Raw genomic sequence first — 17,843 nt, 5'->3', positions numbered from 1 at the left:
TTCTCATGCTAGGATTTTCGCGAAAGCGGAGACGACGGACAGTCTGCCGATAGTGTAAAAAAATAGCCGGTTCACTCCGTTCATCGGTCGGCGAAAATCTGCCTTTCGGGACATTCGTCCCACAGTTATGTATAGAGGGATCGAATGACCACCACGGCTCCCAGCACCAAAGAGGCGCTCGGGCTTGCCCTCAAGCAACAGTTGGAGGGACGGCCACTCGATAAGGTGACGGTATCTTCGCTCGCGAATCAGATCGGGATCACGCGGCAGGCTTTCTACTATCACTTCGCCGACGTATACGAACTAGCCGTGTGGGTGTTCGAGACCGAAGTAGCCAATCACATCATGGCTCACGCCAGCTATGGCGAGTGGTCGGATGGTTTCAAGGCAATGCTGCTATACATGCAAAGGCACCGCGATCAGGTCTACGCCGTAGTGAACTCGCTAAGCCATCGCAAGCTCGAACGGTTCTTTTACAAGACATTGCAGGCCATGATGGAGGCGATCGTAACCGAGCTCGAAGCAGATCGTCGACTCGATTCCGCGGACCGCGCCTTCATCATTGATCACTACACGCTGTCCGTACTAGGCCATCTCCTTCACTGGCTCGCGGACGGAATGAGAGTAGATCCAACGAAACTGGTGGACAAGCTGGCCATCATCATGCGAGGCCACGTGCGCGAATCGCTCGATCGGTTCTCCGGACTGGGCTAGTCTCAGGCTCGTAGGATGGAAGCATGAGTGAGCTCAGCGAGATCCTAGATACAAGCAAACGAATCGTCTTCTTGGGAGGCGCGGGCGTTTCCACAGAGAGCGGCATCCCGGATTTCCGCTCGGGCAGCGGCCTGTACAGCCAGTCAAGCGGCACCTCTGTTCCTCCCGAGGAAGTACTCAGCCATGAGTTCTTCATGGATCACCCGGATGAGTTCTTCGAGTTCTACCGCACCAAGATCCTCCACCCCAACGCCCAGCCCAATGCTGCGCACCGGGCGTTGGCGCGTCTAGAGGCCGAAGGCAAGCTCACCGCCATCATCACGCAGAACATCGACGGCTTACATCAGGTGGCAGGATCGCGACACGTGCTTGAGTTGCACGGCTCGGTTCTGTCCAACACATGCATGGACTGCGGCAGGCACTACACGCTTGATCAGATCCTCGAAACCTCGGGCGTGCCGGTGTGTTCGTGCGGGGGAATCATCAAGCCGGACGTAGTTCTGTACGGGGAAGCACTCAGTGAGAAGATGCTGCGCGAGGCATGCACCCAGCTCGCTGCGGCGGACACGCTGATCGTGGGCGGCACCTCGCTTACCGTGTATCCGGCCGCTGGCCTCATCCATTATTTCGAGGGTGACAACCTGATCCTCATCAATAAGCAGGCCACGCCCGCCGATCAGATCGCCACTCTCGTGCTGCACGATTCGATCGGGGCCGTACTCGGCAGCGAACTTTCATAAGTTCTACACAGGAGCGCCGAATCTCCGGCACATCTGCGGTTCCTAAATTGGAGGCATTCCAAGAGGAGGAACCATGGAACAGAAACTTCCAGAACCGGCATGGCAGAACGAACTCAAGCCCACAGCAACGTACCACCGCGGGCAGAAGATCATCGGCGTTGGCGCCGCAGGGCTTCTGATTCTCAGCCTTGGCGCCTGCGGCGCATCCAGCACGGCTACGGATACGTCACAAACAGTATCCACAGCAACAGAAGTCGCGGCAACCAACACCGAGCTGAGCGCTGGATCCGTCACGGTGACCGTTGGAGACACAGAGGTCACGTACAACGCCGCATACCTTGTGGACGATATTGATGCCACGATCTCGGGCGGGACATATGAGGCGGCGGAGGCGGATGAAGCGGTTTTCGTCGTCGTTAATGGAGGAAGCCTCGCCGTCTCGGACGCAACCATCACGAAATCGGGGGACGCGGCTTCCAACGATTCCGAGAGTTCAGACGACGTTTCGGACGAATACAACTTCTACGGTGCCAATTCGGCAATCGTGGTGGTGGGCGAAGGCAGCTCTGCCACCGTGGATGGGTCAACGATCACCTCGGATTCGTCCGGCTCGAACGCGGTGGTAGCCGTCGATTCGGGCGAGGCCACCGTCTCAAACACAACCATCGAGACCAGCGGCAATTCCTCGCGCGGTCTGCACGCCACCTACGGCGGTGCGATCACCGCGTCCGACATGACCATCACAACCCAAGACGCACACTCCGCGGCCGTGGCGACGGACCGTGGAGGCGGGTCCGTGGACGTGACCGGGACCAACGTGTTCAACACGAACGGCGATGACAGCCCGCTCATCTACTCCACCGGCGCGATCACCGTAGACGGACTTTCCGGCACATCGGCCCAATCTCAGGTGATCGTTGTGGAGGGCAGGAACTCAGCGACCCTCTCTAACGCAGATGTCACTTCAGGCGGCGGCAACGCCCTAATGATCTACCAGTCAATGTCCGGGGACGCGGCCGATGAGGACGCCGCCGATAGCCTCGGTTCGGCCGCCATCTGGGATTCCTCGATCGCCTACACCGGCGACGGCCCGGTCTTCTACTTCACGAACACTACGGCTGACCTAGATCTGAGCAACGTGACGGTCGATTCGTCTTCCGGAGCGCTGGCGATAGCCGACGAGGGTCGGTGGGGCACCGAAGGATCTAACGGCGCGGACGTCACGTGGAGCGTGGCGGGCTCTGAGCTTTCGGGTTCGGTCACGGCGGGTGACAGCTCGGCCATTGAGGTGGCTTTGGGCAGCGACGGGGCCATCGATGGAGAGACAAGCGGAGACGTCAGCATTGGCTAGAAATCTCTTCCAGACCGCCGCCCGGATTGCTACGGTGAGACATATGAAGATCCAACACCTTGACCATTCGTGTCTACTCGTTGATATCTCCGGCGCACGGATTCTGATCGATCCGGGGAACTTCAGCGCCAGCAAGGTCCGAGAGATCGCCCCAACTGGCCTAGACGCTGTGATTATCACTCATCAGCACGCTGATCATTGCGATACAGATCTGCTGAGCGAAATCTTGGCCGCTAATCCTCGCGCCGCCGTATTGGCCGAGCCCGAGGCGGCGGCCCAGATCGTTGGACAGGCCGATGGCCCCGCTGCCGGACCGGGCCAGGCACCCGCGCGTGGCAAAGAAGTGGTACCGCTTCCTGCCGGAAGTAGCTATCAGGTGGGACAGGTGAAGGTGAGCGCGATTGGCGGCCTGCACGCCGTGATCCACCCCGATATCCCCCGCGTGGGCAACTCTGGCCTAGTGATTGAAGCTCCAGATGAGAAGCGGCTGGGCGTCACGGGCGATTCGCTCGTGCCCGAGCCCGAGTTTCAGGACATTGACGTGCTCGCCTTTGCGGTGGTGGCACCCTGGTCAAAGATGAGCGAAACGATCGATTTCCTGCGGAACACCCGCCCGCGTATCGCGCTGCCCGTCCACGAGGGCATTGTCAATCAAAATGGGCGCCCGATCTTCCTCACTCAGGCCACGAATCTCGCGCCGGACGCCACTCAGGTACGCGATTGGCCGGAGGACGGAATCGTCATCATCTGAGCAACTCAATATACTTATCAGATGGACAGCCTCCCCTCATCGCCCTCCCTGCCGAACCTGCGCGAGCTGGGCGGTTGGACAGTTGCCGGTGGCAAGACGTTCGCAAGCGGCATCCTCTTCCGCTCGGCCGCACCCATTGATCCGCGAGTTCGTACCGATCCCGCCGTGACAAACCTCGGCTTGGAGTTCGTTGTAGACCTACGCACGGCGTCCGAAGCAGAAGGCAAACCTGACATCCTGCCACCGAACGCGCACCTTCGCAGCATCGACATTCTGGGCGGAGCTCCCGGATCTGCCGCAGCGATCCCCGGCCAGCCCACCGAGGAGATGGCGAAGATGATCGCCTCTCTCACGCTGGATGCCGCCCACGAGAAGATGATGGAGACGTATCGGGACCTCGTCTCCAACGATGTTGCAGCGGCAGGATACGCGAGCCTGATCCGCATCGTCCTTGAGGCCGAAGGCGCTCCAGTGCTCTACCACTGCACTGCCGGCAAAGACCGCACGGGATGGGCCACCGCGATCCTCATGTCCGCGGCAGGAGTGCCTTACGATTCCGTCCTTGCGGAGTATCTGAGCGTGAACCCCGCAGTCCGCGCCCTCTTCGAACCCTTAGCCGCACGCTTCCTGTCCGCCGGCCTTTCTCCTGAGATCGCCGACGAACTGATCAGCGTCCAGAAATCCTACCTTGACACGGCCTTCGCGGAAGTAGATGCGCACTTCGGCGGCTTCGAGGGTTATCTGCGCGACGGCCTTGGGCTAGATGCCAGCGAACTAGCTGACCTTCGCAACCTCCTGACCCGCTAGCTCAACTATCCAACTACCGGATTCGTCAGCGCACCAACTCCGGCCACTGCCACCTCCACGGAATCGCCGCCGTGAAGCTGGCTCACCCCCGCTGGCGTCCCGGTCAGAATGACGTCCCCGGGCAGCAGCGTGAACACACCCGAAGCAAAGGCAATCAGCTCCGCAACCGGATGCAGCATCGCCGCCGTGGAAGAGGTCTGCTTCACCGCACCGTTGACCCGCCCAGTTACCAGCAGATCCGTGGGATCTAGCGCCTCATCGATCGTGATCCACGGTCCGAGCGGGCAGGCGGTATCGAAGCCCTTCGCGCGCGTCCACTGCCCATCGCGCTTTTGCATATCGCGCGCCGAAACATCGTTGCCCACCGTGAAACCCAGTACGTAGTCCAAGGCTTCATCCTGAGTCACGTTCTTTGCAGTTTTGCCAACCACGACGGCCAACTCCGCCTCATGATCCACCTTCTGCGACCATCCGGGCAAAATGATGGGATCACCCGGGCCAATCAGCGCCGTACTGGGCTTGAGGAACAGCAGCGGATCCTCGGGCGTTTGGCTATCGAACTCCTTGATGTGGTCAGCGTAGTTCTTGCCCACACCAACGATCTTCGATGGTTTCTCCACCGGCGCGAGCAGGCGCACATCCTCTAGGTCAAAGCGGCGCCCCGTTCGCTCCAATTCACGCACCGCTGTCTTTACCCCGGCGCTGGATATAGAGCCCGGTCGCTGCAGGAACGCCGCGGTCTCTGTGAAGGGATCTAAGGAGGAGAGTTCGGTGATGAGGGTTTCGCCCTCGTCAATAAATCCGAAAGCGGGCTGCCCACTGACAATAAACCGTAAGAGTCGCATGGTTCTATTCTGCTCCTTGGGGATGGACTAGGGGCGCACGTACTTCTCAAATTCCGCCCGCCGCACCTCCTGTGCCCGCGGGTCCGGCACCGGCAACGAGGCGATCAACCGCTTCGTGTACTCGTGCTGAGGACGCGAGAGCACATCGGTTCCCATGCCGGATTCGATCATCTCGCCCTGATAGAGCACGCCAATTCGGTGCGCCACCATGTCCACAACCGCGAGATCATGCGTGATAAACAGGCAGGCGAACTCGAACTCCTCCTGAAGCTCCTTGAATAGCTTGAGGACCTTGGCTTGAACGGAGACGTCTAGGGCGGAGGTCGGCTCGTCCGCGATGATCAGCTTGGGCTGCAAGACCAAGGCACGCGCGAGCGAGATTCGCTGGCGCTGGCCACCCGAAAGCTCATGTGGGAAGCGCGAGGCGTAAGAAGTAGGAAGCTGGACCGCATCGAGCAGTTCCTCCACGCGGGCCTTCCGGTCCGCCGCGGACATCAACTTGTTATGCACCTTGAGCGGCTCAGTGATGGCATCGCCAACCGTGCGCTGCGGATCGAAGCTTGTGGCGGGATCCTGGAACACAAACCCGATGTCCTTGCGGTACTTGCGGAAATCGCGCTCCTTGAAGCCGCGCATCTGGCAGCCGAGGACCTCCAGCGAGCCGCCCGTCACCGCTTCAAGGCCGGCCATTGCTCGCCCGATAGTGGTTTTGCCCGATCCGGATTCGCCCACTAAGCCGAAGACCTCGCCGTGGTGAATCGTGAGATCCACTCCTCGCACCGCCTTGAACTCGGGGCTGCCCACGCGTCCCGGATAGGTCACCTCCATCGCCTTGGCCTGAACAACCACCTCGCCCCCAAGCAATTCCTTGCGCGCATCCTCGTCCATCACGGCCGATGCCGATTGCCGCCCCAAATGCGGGACCGACGCTAGGAGAGCCTTCGTGTAGGGCCGCTGCGGATCGTAAAACAGCTCCTCGGCGGGGGCACGCTCGATAATCCTGCCCTCATACATGACCGCCACGGAATCCGCCAGATCTGCCACCACGCCCATGTTGTGCGTAATTAGGAGAATCGAGGTGTTGTACTCATCGCGGATGCTTCGGAGCAGCGCCAGAATCTCGGCCTGAACCGTCACGTCCAGCGCCGTGGTTGGCTCATCAGCGATGATCAGATCAGCCCCCATCGCGAGCGCCATGGCGATCATGATGCGCTGCTTCTGCCCGCCCGAGAATTCATGCGGATAGTAGTCGATTCGCTTCTCAGGGTCCGGTATGCCCACCGTCTTCAGCGCAGTAACGGCGCGCTCGCGGATCTCCTTTTTCTTCAGCTTCTTGTTGTGCGCCTTCAGGCCCTCGCCCACCTGCCACCAGATGGGATAGACGGGATTGAGTGATCCGGATGGTTCCTGAAAAACCATGGATGCCCTCTCCCCGCGCAGCTGCCGCAGCTTAGCCCCGTGCAACCCCACAACATCAGTACCCTCGATGAGGATGGTGCCGGTAGCGCTCGCGGTCTCTGGGAGGAGTCCCAGCACGGAGCGCGCGGTCACCGATTTCCCAGATCCCGATTCCCCCACGAGCGCCAAGACTTCACCCGGATCGAGGTAAAGCGAGACGCCGTCAACGGCCCGCACAACCCCGTGGTCCGTCGCAAAATCAACGCCGAGGTTCACGATCTTCAGGCGTCGCGGCTGCTCTAGTTCCGCCTCGAACTCCTCACGGGTGTAGGGCGCGCCGTCAAACCCAGTTGATTCAGATGCACTCATGATTGCGCTCCTTGTGTGCTGGCGTCGGTTGCGCTGCTGGCGTCGTCGTCGTTCTTAACCCCAGCCTTCTTTTTCGTACGCTTGCGGGTACGTAGCCGGGGATCGTTCAAATCGTTCATGGACTCGCCGACGAGCGTGATGCCGAGGACGGCCAGGACGATCGCGAGGCCGGGGAACACGGCGGTCCACCAGTTTCCGGCGGCAACGTCTGCTACGGCGCGGTTGAGGTCATAGCCCCATTCGGCCGCGGCGGTCTGCTCGATGCCGAAGCCGAGGAAGCCCAGGCCGGCGAGCGTCAGGATCGCCTCGGAGCAGTTGAGCGTGAGGATCAGTGGCAGGGTGCGCGTGGAATTGCGCAGCACGTGACCGAACATGATGCTCCGCCGCGGCGCCCCGATCACTTGCGCGGCCTCCACGAACGGTTCGGCCTTGAGGCGTACTGCCTCGGCTCGGATCACGCGGAAGTACTGCGGGATGAACACGACGGTGATCGATAGGGCCGCCGATAATATTCCGCCCCATGCGCTGGATTTACCGCCCGAGATGACGATCGAGAGCACGATGGCCAGCAGCAGCGACGGGAACGCGTACACGGCATCGCAGATCATGACTAGGACCTTGTCCAGCCAGCCCCCGATGTAGCCGGAGATCAAACCAAGGATCACGCCGATGATGGCCGATGCCAGCACCGCCAGCAGAATAACCAACACCGCCGTGCGTGCGCCCCACACCACGCGGGAGAACACGTCGAAGCCACCCACGGTGGTGCCCCAAATGTTGATGTCATTCGGCGGCAGTTGGGCGCCGAACGCGCCGTTATCATCGCCAGTCTGCGCCCACTTGTACGGCGCGATTAGCGGCGCGAAGATGGCCGTGAGAATGAGCAGTGCCGTCAGCAGAAGGCCAGCAACGAGCATTCCCCGCTGCAGCCCATGGGAACGGCGCAGGTCCGTAATGATAGGCAGGCGGTAGAACCAGTGCTCGCGCTTGGGAAGGATGCGCGGCTCTTCTGGGGTTTCTTGAGTATCTGAGATGATGGGAACGCGCATCAGTACCTCACTCTGGGATCGATCAACGCGGCGATGATGTCCACGATGAAGTTCACGGCGGCCACAATCACGGCCATCATCATGACGATTCCCTGAACCGCCACGTAATCACGTGCCTGCATGTATTGGGAGAGCTGGTATCCCAGCCCGCCCCATTCGAAGGTTGTTTCCGTGAGCACGGCGCCGCCAAGGCTCATGGCGATCTGCATGCCCATCACGGTAATGACGGGGATCAGGGCCGGCCGAAGCGCGTGCTTGCGCGCCAGCCGGTTCTCGCCCACCCCGCGCGAGCGTGCCGATTCGATATATGGCTGCTCAAGGGTGCCGATTAGGTTGGTGCGGACCAGCCGGAGGAACACGCCGCCCGTCAGCAGGCCCAGCGCGATGGCGGGCAGGACGGCGTGCTGGAGCACGTCGGAGAGGAGAGCGGTGTCCCCGAGGCGGAGGGCATCAAGGAAATACAGGCCCGACGGGTTGGTGATCTTGGACATTGTGAGCTCGCCTTGGGAGGAAACTCTGCCGGAAGTGGGAAGGATCCCCAGATTCACCGAGAAGATGAGCTTGAGAATCAGACCCAGGAAGAACACCGGCGTGGCGTATGCCAGAATCGCGAAGATGCGCAGAACGGCGTCTGGCCAGCGATCACGGTAGCGTGCGGCGAGCATGCCCAGCGGGATGCCAATCGCGAACGCAACGATCAGCGAGAACAGGACAAGTTCGAGGGTGCCTGCCCCGTAGAGCTTCAGAATGTCCAGCACCGGGCGGTGATCCGTGAAAGTCGTGCCGAAATCTCCGTGCAGCACGCCCCACAGGTAATCACCGTATTGCACAATGAGTGGGCGATCGTAGCCCGCCTCAGCGATGCGCTCCTGCAGCTGGGATGGCGTGAGCCGACCGCCGAGCGCCGCGGTGATCGGATCGCCCGTTGCCCTCATAAGGAAGAACACGAGCGTCACGAGAATGAAAATCGTGGGAAAGATCAGAAGGAATCGAATCAGGATGTAGCGGGAAAGTCCGCCTCCCTTTCGCTTCTTCTCTTTTGGTTTATTTTCGACGACGACGGATTCCCCGCCCTCGTCACCCCCGCCAGCTTCCTTGCTCTCAGTGGTCACATAGTCTGATTCGGCGTCCATAGATTATGCCTCAGTTTCTAGAGAAGATCTCAACAACCCAGTGAGGGAACCAGCTGGGGCCCGAGCGAACGTTGAACGCTCGGGCCCCAGCTGCGTTGGTTACTTGGAGAGCGTTGAAACCCGGAGCTTGAACGAAGCGTCAAGCTCAAGACCATCAACATCTGTCCCAACTACGGCGATCTGCTTGCCCTGAAGCAGAGGCAGTGTAGAGATATCGTCCGATACCTTGTCCTGAATCTGCTCGAGGATACCGAGGCGGGCATCGTGATCCGGCTCTGCAACCTGATCGTTGATCAGATCGATAACCTCATCGTTTTCATAGTGGTTACCGAGGAAGTTGTTCTCCGTGAAGAACGGGGTCAGGAAGTTATCCGGATCCGAGTAATCGGGGAACCAGCCGAGCTGGTATGCCGGGTAAACGTCCGCAACACGATCCTTGGAGTACTGGACCCATTCGGTGGACTGGAGGTCAACCGTGAAGAGACCGCCTTCTTCAAGCTGGTTCTTCACCGCGGCGTATTCGTCACCTGAGGAAGGACCGTAGTGCTCCGGGCTGTACTGAAGCGCCAGGTTCACTGGGGTTTCCACGCCTGCATCTTCGAGGATCGTGGTGGCTTCGTCGAGGCTTGGGCCGCCTTCGCCGTCACCGTACTTCTCCTTGAAATCGTCAGTGGCTCCGTCCAGACCCTCGGGAATGTAGGAGTACAGCGGCGAATAGGTGTCCTTGTACACGTTGGTAGCAATCGCATCGCGATCCACCAAGCTCGCGACCGCCTCGCGGACCGCCTGTGACTTGGCCGGATCGGCATCATCCGTATCCGCACCGTAAGGCATCGTGTTGAAGTTGAAGACGATGTAGCGGATTTCGCCGCCTGGTCCCTCAACCACATCCACGTTGTCCGATCCGGACAGATCTTCGATGTCCGTTGCGGAAAGCGAACGGTAGGCCACATCAATAGCGTTCTTCTGGATGTCCAACTTCATGTTGTTGGAATCCTTGTAGTACTTCAGAGTGACGCCGCTATTTGCAACCTCGCCGAGCGAGCCGTTGTAATCATCGAACGGAGCGAAGGCAGTGAGCTCATTCAGCTTGTAATCCGTGATGGTGTATTGTCCGGCGAAAGGCTCGCCCTTGACGATCTCCTCATCGGAGAGAATCTCATCCGCCGGGAACACGTCCTCGTCAACAATCGGACCCACCGGGCTGGTCAGTACCTGCGGAAAAGTCTGGTCATTTGCTGCCTTCAGGTGGAATACCACCGTCAGATCGTCAGGGGTCTCGATCGAATCGAGCGAACCTAAGAGGCTGGCGGGACCGTTGGGATCGTTGATGGCGATCTGACGGTCAAAAGTGAACTTGACGTCCGATGAGGTCAACTCGTTACCATTGGCGAAAGTGAGGCCTTCCTTGAGCTTGACCGTGTATTCGGTTGGCTCGGTGAAATCGGCCGATTCTGCTATATCCGGCGTTGGAGTCATGTCCTCCGCGCCCGGTACCGTGTTCAGCAGGAACGGATACACCTGATTCATCACTACGAACGAGCCATTGTCATATGAACCAGCCGGATCGAGGCTCGAAACCTTGTCCGTTGTGCCCACTGCGATGGCGGAAGAATCATCGCCGCCCGAGGTGTTATCTCCGGAATCACCGGAATCGCTGGTTTGGGCGCAGGCGGCCGTCAATGCCATGACTGCTGCGGCTGCCGCTCCCACCTTGAAGAAGTTTCGAGACATTCAGTCTCCCTTCGCTCCACGAGGCCAAGATGCGCGAAGGCCCCGTTCGGAATGCCTGCCATTCCAATGGAGTAATACTTGCGCTTTCAATGTTTCCGCGAGATGAATATCTCATATTGTGAGATCACAATTTGGACACAATTTGTGATGGGCACTTGCCGAGGTACCGGCCTTTCGCTTAGATTTGCGGGCTTAACCCACGGAAAGCTGCCGGTCCATGATCCCGCGCGCGGCCAGCGTGATCTTCTCCCAGCGTGGATCGATCGTGCCGGATTCAATGGCCGCGGCGAATGTCAGAAGCTCGTGGTGCATCTGGTCCGATTGATGCGCTGGCGGCGCTTGAATGAACTGTCCTGAAACACCGGGCCGCTTCAGCTCACCAGAAGAATCTGCACTGGCTAGATCTAAAAGCACCTCGGTCCTGTCCCGCCGGTGGAGCTCGATTCGTGAAGGCTCGCCGATGTAGTTGACCGTGAGGGTACCGTCTTCGCCGTGAATCGCCGTTGGGTTCACGCCTTGGACGATCTTCGAGTATGAGACATCGGCGATCATCGAATCGTAGGTGAACTGAATGGTGCCCGATCCCTCGAACCCGTTGGAAAGGAACACGCCAGCGCCCGTGAATGATTCCGGCTCCCCGAACAGATCCAACGCAAACTCTAGGGAGTACACGCCAATATCTACGATGGCCGCATTGCCGAGCTCTGGGCGGAACGCGTTAAGGATCTCCCCTTCCCTGAACTTGTCATACCTACCCGAATACTGCAGCATCTGAACCTGGGCGTATCGGATCGCGCCGATCTTGGTGAGGGCATCCCTGATGATCTGCTGGTGGGGTGTATGCAGGTGGCGCATTGCCTCCATCGCGATGAGGCCGCGGGACTTCGCCGCCTGAAAGATCTCCTGCTCCTCGGCCAAAGACGCGCCCATCGTCTTTTCGACCAGAACGTGCTTGCCACTCTCAATCGCTTGGAGGGCCTGGAGGCGGTGCGCACTCGTAGGGCTCGCGATATAGACGGCATCCACCGCTTCAATCATCTGGCCATAATCGCTGAAAGCTAGCGGAATATCCTGCTGCTGGGCGAATTCATCGGCTCGCTCCTGCGTCCTCGAATAGACGGCAACAGGATCAACCTTTCCGCCGGTCCTCTTCCTGGCGGCAAGAAACCACTCGCTGATGTAATTCGTACCTACAATGCCAATCCGTACCATACTGGGAGGTTACACGGTGCAGGTCCCTAGCGACACAGGATTACGGGGCCGCGTTGGTTCAAGCGGTGGAGCTCTAGCGCCCGATCGCTACCACTGTGCGGCCTCGGACCAAGCCGTCGAGGATCTCGGCCGCCCGCTGGGGCACATCATCCAGCCCTATCTCCGTAGTCATCGAATCGAGCAGAGATAGATCCAGATCCGTCGCCAGCCGATTCCATACAATCTCACGAATGCTCCGCGAGGTGTACACGGAGCTGACGCCCGCTACCGTCACTCCCCGCAAGATGAACGGCATAACGGTTGCTGGCAGGTCCGATCCCGCGGTGAGACCGCAGGTTGTCACGGCCCCGCCATCCCGGGTCTGAGCAAGAACATTCGCTAAGACGGTAGATCCAACGGTGTCGAGCCCGCCGCCCCATCGCCGCTTCTGGAGCGGTGGTCCGGGCTGATCCATGTCGCTCCGATCAATCACATTGGCCGCCCCGAGTTTCCGGAGGTAATCGCCCTGAGAATCCGCGCGGCCGCTGAGCGCGGTCACCTCATAGCCAAGCTTTGCCAGCACCGCCACGGCAATCGAGCCAACGCCACCCGCAGCGCCCGTCACGACCACCGGGCCATCGGCGGGCGTCACGCCTTCACGTTCAAGAGTTAATACTGAGAGCATCGCGGTGAAGCCCGCAGTCCCAATCGCAGCCGCCTGCCGCGCCGTAATACCGCCGGGAACGAGGATCAGATACTCACTCGAAACCCGAGCACGCTCGGCCAATCCCCCGTTGAGCGATTCTCCAATGCCTCCGCCAGTCAACACCACTAGATCCCCCGGCGAGAACCACGGATCGGCAGATTCTCGCACCCGCCCCACGAGATCAATGCCCGGAATGATCGGGCTTGTCCGCAGCACGCCAGGCCGCCCTCCCACCGCGAGTCCGTCCTTATAGTTCACTCCAGAAAACAGCACATCTACAGTCATAGCTGGCACCGCCGCATCAGCCGCTGGCGCCGCCGCGCCGTCCAAAACGTCCTCGGGAAGGTTACGGACCTCCGCGTGATGGTTGAGAATCTGGCCCTTAGTCACCTCTTGCTCGATCAGGATTGCTTTCATTTGGCTCCTTCGTGAACATTTCAGTACATGCTGAGTCTACGGCCCGGTGAGTCGGCAGCACCACGCCCAGCGCTCCACTCACACCAAGAACGAAAGCAATTTTTAGCTAGATTCCTCGTGTTACGAAGAAGAATTCGAGTGCCGCAATGAGCGGCCGATTACGATGACATACATCGCCGTGCTGGCCGCCGCTAGGGCTCCAGCTATCGCCCATGAATCCCATAAGGTCTCAAGTGGATTAACTATCGCCATGGTGAGAGATATGAAGATGCACGCGATGGCGATGTAGTCTGCCCGCCGGAAAAAGGCAACAGCAAGGCTAATAAAATGAAGTGCAACAGAGCCCAAAAGCAGCACCCCGAAAGGCCACCAGTTGCCAGTTACAAACCCGACAATGAGTCCAACGATCGCGGCGATTGATTCGCCAAACGCCGTCAACCCGACGCATTTCTCTGCGCGAGATGTGGGAATGCGACGGGACGGAGTTCCAGTCAATGCAATGGCCGAACCTACGATGAGGACGGCCAGAAAGATGCCAATCGCAAGAAGCCTCATTCGCATTGAGCTGGCAAGCCCGATCGGTACAAGATAGACAATTGTGAACATGCACAGCATGATGACGTTTTGTCTGATCCTCGCCCGAATTTGTGCTCCGGTTGGAGCGTCCTTTCTGGCTGCAGATTCCTGAGGCAAGCGAGACTCCTCAGGAGAAGGGATGCGGAATGTTTCTGGGCTGTGCGCCTGATCCATGATACCTCTCGACAATAGCGGCCAGTCGGTCTGAGTGAAGTGCCCTTTGCTGCGCCCACCCGAAATCGATCGGCAGTAGACTTGGGGCGATTGTCATGACCGTTTCGAGTCCGAGCAAATGCTCAACACCTGATGTCTGCGTATGGAACCATACGTCAATTCCGTTGGCACGCAGTCTCTCAACAATATGCTCAAGCAACTGCTCGGGTGAACGGTTCACCCACGGGAACCAAGCGGGGTTCTCATCGATAGATCGCTCCTCACCCGTACCGCTCACATTCAAATACGCCTGCTCATGCGGATAAATGGCGAGCATTGGATGATCATCAATTGCATCAGCCATCCGCGGGTTCGCCCGTAACGCCACTACCCGATCATGCATTGCTCGTGCCGCTCTTACGCGTTCGTCAATGTAGGTCCACGCCTCGTTGATCGCTGCCCCAATTGCCGATTCGATGCTCGGATGACACGCAGCTCCGATCGAAAGAACGATGCCGTCAGGTTCTGCGACCTCTGCGGATGCAACCACGGTGGGAATGCCAATGATTGAGGGAAGCAAGCCACAACGAATTCTAATTCCTAGGAGCGCAGCGCGAGCAAGCACGGAACGATAACGCGCATAACCTGATATCCGGATCGGAGTGGCATCAATTCCGGCATACCAGCTGGCAACAAATGAATCACGTTCGATGAGTTCAAGAATGCCGAACAGCCGCGCTTCGGCAATCGAAGAGCCAGTGGCACAACCTGATGATGTTCCTAAGGCCCAGAGATGATGTGTCATCTGTTCACCGTAATAAACATACTCGCGGGGTATCCACGTATGGTCACCAGAAAGGTTTTCGGCATCTACCCATTCGTGGGGATCATCAGGGTCAAACTGTGCCCCCAGATGTCCATAGAATTCTTCTGGGTAGGGAGGGAAATCATGTGGGGTAATCGTCCGTCCGGTCAGTTCGTTCGCCGTGCTTATCACCGACCGCGGACAGTCTTCCAATGCACCTGCCCTGCGCTCAATACCCTCCAAGAGTGCCGCCGTGTGGCTCTCTCGAAAGCTGTTACCGTGACCAGACCACGTCAACCTCCGCACCTCCTTGCCATTCCAATTTGGCGTGGAACCTGTGACGGGAGCAGAGGTGAGCCAGCCCACTTCAAGATTACTTGGCTTACCAAGATAGGAGGCAACGTGATTGGTAAGGAACCCCTCGGGTAGCTTAATTTCGGTAATCTCTAAGGCACGCAAACCCGTAGCCACTCCCTCCTGGGTGGAACCCACCGTGGTGCCGTAGTCGGAGGGCAGGAGTGGATGGCCACGACGAATGTGCCCGTGAGGAAATTGAAACTCCCATACCTCCAAGCCGGCACTGCCAAGTTCCGGGATGACCGGGTTCACGTCCTCGCCGTCAAGCTCGCCACTCATACTTTCCAAACACATGCGGATTCCAGCAAACTCTCGGCCTTCAGGAAAAACACGTTTCGCCGTTGGGTTCTCTAGGATCTCAATGACGTTACGCTCGCGCGTCCGTAGCCAGTTCTCACGAAGATCGCTAATTGGCAGAGTGGCGGCCACGTTCGACGAGATGATGAGACAACCATCTGGGATGGGAACACGGCGGCCATCGAGGGTAAACACGATCTACTTGAACCTCATGGTTCGCTGGGCGAGTAAGCCACACACTGCACCGACACCTATTAGGTAGCCAAGGCCGATGCCAGCATCGTGCCACGTGCCCTCACCAATGAGAGTCATCGAGATAGCTTCGCGCATGTGATACACGGGCGTAAACGGCCCGATCGTCTGCACCCAATCTGGCATGAGCTCCATCGGCATCATTGCGCCTCCGATCATCCCCAGTGGGATGATGATGACGGTAGCTGCCATTGAAACACCCGCCATCGATGGCACCACGATCCCAAGAAGAACGCCAAGGAAGAAAAAGAGGAGATATCCAAGTATGACCGGAACGAGTGCGAGCGGTGCCGTAGCCACCGGGCGGGTTCCCATCACAATCGCGATGACAAACAGAAGGAGTGCTTGAACAAGGAGCAGAACAGTGCCTGCAGTTGCCTGTGCCCCGAGGACGGTATTGGAGGACAGCGGGAAGTTGCGCAGCACATTAAACATGCCGTTCTCCCGCCAGAGCGCCAGATGCGTCGCACCGGCATAGATCCCCACAAAAGCAGCACCAAAGGCAATAACATTTGCGCTGATCGGTCCGGTTAGATTCATGCCGTCGTAGGCATCACCAAGTGTCAAAACAAGGATGATGAGCAGTGCGGCGGGGAAAATGAAAGTAAAGATAAGGGTTGACCAGTCACGCAAGTCAAACTTAAGAAGGTTACGCGACAGCGAACGATATGCGCTCATGCGACAAAGTCCTTTCCAGTCTGGGCGAGGTAGACATCCTCGAGCCGGCCGTCGCGCACTTGGGCGCTACCAGTATCGATATTCAACCGATCGAGATCCACAAAAAGTTTCGCAGTATCCTGAGCGCGCACTTCAACACCATCGCGCGTCACACGCACCAGCTCCGTTCCAAAATGCTCGGCGAGGATATCAGCCTGATGCAGAGCACGAGGAAGAATAATGGTCGAACCAAGTGCTGCCTCAGCAATAAGGCGACGAGGACTCTGCGTCACGATTATCTTGCCCTCATCAAGAATCGAAACCACATCGCACAGTTGCTCGGCCTCATCGAGGAAGTGAGTAGTATAGAGGGTGGTCATCCCATCAAGGTCCGCGCCCTGCAATAGAGAGACGAGATTGCGCCGAGATTCTGGATCAAGACCTGCTGTGGGCTCATCGAGGAAGAGCACCTTGGGCTGATGAACAATCGCCGTTGCTACGGCGAGGCGCTGCCGCTCGCCACCGGAGAGCTGCTCAACCTTCGTGTCAGCCGCATGGCCAAGATCGAGTTCATCGATCAGGTGATCCACTCGCTTGCGCGAGGTGCCGAGAATATCGGCGACGACGCTCAGATGCTCCTTGAGCGTCGTTTTCGGGAAGAACGAGGAACGCTGCGGTTGAATACCGATGACCCGGAGGAGGTCAATATTGCGCGGATAAGGGTTCTGCCCAAGGAGCTGTACGTCGCCATAAGACGGCGGACGAAACCCTTGAATTGTGGTGAACAGCGTCGTCTTCCCCGCGCCGTTTGGACCAATTATCCCGTGAAAAGACCCTTCCTCAATCGTGAGATTGAGGTTGTCAAGAATAGTCTTCTTCTTGATTTTGACAGTCATGTCCTGGATGTCGACTACCGTTCCTGGCATCTAGAACCCCTTTCAGTGTTCACGGCGGGAGGCTGAGGTTACCGGCCCCCCGCCGTGGTTTAGACCCAACGGGCCAGATTGATATAGAAGCGCACTCTGCCTCGACTTAGGCCGTCACCACCCAGCTGTTGAAGATATCGATGCTGGGTGATCATCGCTTTTAGCAGTGATACTAAAATCTTGAGTGCGCGGGCACTATACTGCTACCTACGCGGTTGCACAGGAGGATGTCGATGAGCAGCACGAGCTGCACGTCGACGAACACGAGGAGGATGAAGAGGACGAGCAGGTCGACCCGAAGGCCATATCTGCAAAGTCCACATAATCCTTCACCTCAAACGTCTCAGCAGTAAACGTGTCGAGCTCCGTTGCTAGATTCTGAAGATTCATGATTCTTCACTTTCGGACGGTAAGCAATTACGCGGTTGCGCAAGAGGATGTGGACGTACAGCATGACGTGCACGTCGACGAACACGAGGAGGATGAAGAGGACGAGCAGGTTGACCCGAAGGCCATATCTGCAAAGTCCACATAATCCTTCACCTCAAACGTCTCAGCAGTGAACGCATCAAGCTCCGTTGCTAAATTCTGAAGATTCATAATCTTTCCCTTTCA

At 58.5% G+C, this 17,843-nt stretch carries 18 protein-coding genes; 5 read left to right on the top strand and 13 right to left on the bottom strand.

Features of this window, described 5'->3' with window-relative positions:
* The first annotated feature begins 144 nt into the window (after positions 1–144).
* From DD236_RS02915 to DD236_RS02895, 5 genes are all read left to right on the top strand, one after another.
* Positions 145–714, top strand: coding sequence for a TetR/AcrR family transcriptional regulator (locus DD236_RS02915; RefSeq protein ID WP_109092854.1), 570 nt, complete (start codon positions 145–147; stop codon positions 712–714).
* A 23-nt stretch (positions 715–737) separates the two neighbouring features.
* Positions 738–1,454 carry an NAD-dependent protein deacylase gene (locus DD236_RS02910; protein WP_109092853.1) on the top strand — a complete coding sequence of 239 codons (717 nt, stop codon included), beginning with the start codon at positions 738–740 and terminating at the stop codon, positions 1,452–1,454.
* A 73-nt stretch (positions 1,455–1,527) separates the two neighbouring features.
* Positions 1,528–2,805, top strand: coding sequence for an autotransporter outer membrane beta-barrel domain-containing protein (locus tag DD236_RS02905; protein ID WP_207785667.1), 1,278 nt, complete (start codon positions 1,528–1,530; stop codon positions 2,803–2,805).
* A gap of 43 nt (positions 2,806–2,848) precedes the next feature.
* The gene (locus DD236_RS02900) at positions 2,849–3,556 is read left to right on the top strand and encodes an MBL fold metallo-hydrolase (RefSeq protein ID WP_109092852.1); all 708 of its coding nucleotides are present in this window, start codon (positions 2,849–2,851) and stop codon (positions 3,554–3,556) included.
* A 21-nt stretch (positions 3,557–3,577) separates the two neighbouring features.
* On the top strand, positions 3,578–4,363 hold the full coding sequence (locus DD236_RS02895) for a tyrosine-protein phosphatase (RefSeq protein ID WP_109092851.1): 786 nt from the start codon (positions 3,578–3,580) through the stop codon (positions 4,361–4,363).
* Positions 4,364–4,368: 5 nt separating this feature from the next.
* On the opposite strand, the gene DD236_RS02890 is transcribed toward DD236_RS02895, so the two are convergent.
* The 13 genes from DD236_RS02890 to DD236_RS12425 form a co-directional block, all read right to left on the bottom strand.
* Entirely contained in the window at positions 4,369–5,208 is an 840-nt protein-coding gene (locus DD236_RS02890; RefSeq protein WP_109092850.1) for a fumarylacetoacetate hydrolase family protein, read from the bottom strand.
* Positions 5,209–5,235: 27 nt separating this feature from the next.
* Entirely contained in the window at positions 5,236–6,975 is a 1,740-nt protein-coding gene (locus tag DD236_RS02885; RefSeq protein ID WP_109092849.1) for a dipeptide ABC transporter ATP-binding protein, read from the bottom strand.
* Positions 6,972–8,024, bottom strand: coding sequence for an ABC transporter permease (locus tag DD236_RS02880; RefSeq protein WP_109092848.1), 1,053 nt, complete (start codon positions 8,022–8,024; stop codon positions 6,972–6,974). The genes DD236_RS02885 and DD236_RS02880 overlap by 4 nt, the downstream gene beginning before the upstream one ends.
* Complete coding sequence (locus DD236_RS02875; protein ID WP_109092847.1) at positions 8,024–9,157, bottom strand: ABC transporter permease; 1,134 nt, start codon at positions 9,155–9,157, stop codon at positions 8,024–8,026. The genes DD236_RS02880 and DD236_RS02875 overlap by 1 nt, the downstream gene beginning before the upstream one ends.
* Before the next feature lie 99 nt (positions 9,158–9,256).
* On the bottom strand, positions 9,257–10,891 hold the full coding sequence (locus DD236_RS02870; protein ID WP_109092846.1) for an ABC transporter substrate-binding protein: 1,635 nt from the start codon (positions 10,889–10,891) through the stop codon (positions 9,257–9,259).
* 192 nt (positions 10,892–11,083) lie between these two features.
* Positions 11,084–12,103: a Gfo/Idh/MocA family protein gene (locus DD236_RS02865; protein WP_109092845.1), complete on the bottom strand. Its 1,020-nt coding sequence runs from the start codon at positions 12,101–12,103 to the stop codon at positions 11,084–11,086.
* A gap of 73 nt (positions 12,104–12,176) precedes the next feature.
* Positions 12,177–13,205: an MDR family oxidoreductase gene (locus DD236_RS02860; protein WP_109092844.1), complete on the bottom strand. Its 1,029-nt coding sequence runs from the start codon at positions 13,203–13,205 to the stop codon at positions 12,177–12,179.
* 120 nt (positions 13,206–13,325) lie between these two features.
* On the bottom strand, positions 13,326–13,811 hold the full coding sequence (locus DD236_RS02855; protein ID WP_109092843.1) for a hypothetical protein: 486 nt from the start codon (positions 13,809–13,811) through the stop codon (positions 13,326–13,328).
* Positions 13,812–13,908: 97 nt separating this feature from the next.
* Positions 13,909–15,588 (bottom strand): YcaO-like family protein, encoded by a 1,680-nt coding sequence (locus DD236_RS02850; protein WP_109092842.1) that lies wholly within the window; start codon positions 15,586–15,588, stop codon positions 13,909–13,911.
* Between the two features lie 3 nt (positions 15,589–15,591).
* The gene (locus DD236_RS02845; RefSeq protein WP_109092841.1) at positions 15,592–16,323 is read right to left on the bottom strand and encodes an ABC transporter permease; all 732 of its coding nucleotides are present in this window, start codon (positions 16,321–16,323) and stop codon (positions 15,592–15,594) included.
* Positions 16,320–17,228, bottom strand: coding sequence for an ABC transporter ATP-binding protein (locus DD236_RS02840; protein ID WP_109092840.1), 909 nt, complete (start codon positions 17,226–17,228; stop codon positions 16,320–16,322). Before DD236_RS02840 ends, DD236_RS02845 begins: the two co-directional genes overlap by 4 nt.
* 207 nt (positions 17,229–17,435) lie before the next feature.
* Complete coding sequence (locus tag DD236_RS12430) at positions 17,436–17,534, bottom strand: hypothetical protein (protein WP_423716457.1); 99 nt, start codon at positions 17,532–17,534, stop codon at positions 17,436–17,438.
* Between the two features lie 111 nt (positions 17,535–17,645).
* Positions 17,646–17,828 carry a thiazolylpeptide-type bacteriocin gene (locus DD236_RS12425; protein WP_109092838.1) on the bottom strand — a complete coding sequence of 61 codons (183 nt, stop codon included), beginning with the start codon at positions 17,826–17,828 and terminating at the stop codon, positions 17,646–17,648.
* Positions 17,829–17,843: the final 15 nt, after the last annotated feature.

The organism is Ancrocorticia populi (assembly GCF_003123745.1).
GTDB classification, from domain to species: Bacteria; Actinomycetota; Actinomycetes; order Actinomycetales; family Actinomycetaceae; genus Ancrocorticia; species Ancrocorticia populi.
This window is presented reverse-complemented; position numbering and strand designations above follow the sequence as displayed.

What these genes read in the sequence shown, in the direction of transcription:
- DD236_RS02915 (WP_109092854.1), top strand. Translation starts at nt 145, where the DNA reads ATGACCACCACGGCTCCCAGCACCAAAGAGGCGCTCGGGCTTGCCCTC.
- DD236_RS02910 (WP_109092853.1), top strand. Translation starts at nt 738, where the DNA reads ATGAGTGAGCTCAGCGAGATCCTAGATACAAGCAAACGAATCGTCTTC.
- DD236_RS02905 (WP_207785667.1), top strand. Translation starts at nt 1,528, where the DNA reads ATGGAACAGAAACTTCCAGAACCGGCATGGCAGAACGAACTCAAGCCC.
- DD236_RS02900 (WP_109092852.1), top strand. Translation starts at nt 2,849, where the DNA reads ATGAAGATCCAACACCTTGACCATTCGTGTCTACTCGTTGATATCTCC.
- DD236_RS02895 (WP_109092851.1), top strand. Translation starts at nt 3,578, where the DNA reads ATGGACAGCCTCCCCTCATCGCCCTCCCTGCCGAACCTGCGCGAGCTG.
- DD236_RS02890 (WP_109092850.1), bottom strand. Translation starts at nt 5,208, where the DNA reads ATGCGACTCTTACGGTTTATTGTCAGTGGGCAGCCCGCTTTCGGATTT.
- DD236_RS02885 (WP_109092849.1), bottom strand. Translation starts at nt 6,975, where the DNA reads ATGAGTGCATCTGAATCAACTGGGTTTGACGGCGCGCCCTACACCCGT.
- DD236_RS02880 (WP_109092848.1), bottom strand. Translation starts at nt 8,024, where the DNA reads ATGCGCGTTCCCATCATCTCAGATACTCAAGAAACCCCAGAAGAGCCG.
- DD236_RS02875 (WP_109092847.1), bottom strand. Translation starts at nt 9,157, where the DNA reads ATGGACGCCGAATCAGACTATGTGACCACTGAGAGCAAGGAAGCTGGC.
- DD236_RS02870 (WP_109092846.1), bottom strand. Translation starts at nt 10,891, where the DNA reads ATGTCTCGAAACTTCTTCAAGGTGGGAGCGGCAGCCGCAGCAGTCATG.
- DD236_RS02865 (WP_109092845.1), bottom strand. Translation starts at nt 12,103, where the DNA reads ATGGTACGGATTGGCATTGTAGGTACGAATTACATCAGCGAGTGGTTT.
- DD236_RS02860 (WP_109092844.1), bottom strand. Translation starts at nt 13,205, where the DNA reads ATGAAAGCAATCCTGATCGAGCAAGAGGTGACTAAGGGCCAGATTCTC.
- DD236_RS02855 (WP_109092843.1), bottom strand. Translation starts at nt 13,811, where the DNA reads ATGTTCACAATTGTCTATCTTGTACCGATCGGGCTTGCCAGCTCAATG.
- DD236_RS02845 (WP_109092841.1), bottom strand. Translation starts at nt 16,323, where the DNA reads ATGAGCGCATATCGTTCGCTGTCGCGTAACCTTCTTAAGTTTGACTTG.
- DD236_RS02840 (WP_109092840.1), bottom strand. Translation starts at nt 17,228, where the DNA reads ATGCCAGGAACGGTAGTCGACATCCAGGACATGACTGTCAAAATCAAG.
- DD236_RS12430 (WP_423716457.1), bottom strand. Translation starts at nt 17,534, where the DNA reads ATGGCCTTCGGGTCGACCTGCTCGTCCTCTTCATCCTCCTCGTGTTCG.
- DD236_RS12425 (WP_109092838.1), bottom strand. Translation starts at nt 17,828, where the DNA reads ATGAATCTTCAGAATTTAGCAACGGAGCTTGATGCGTTCACTGCTGAG.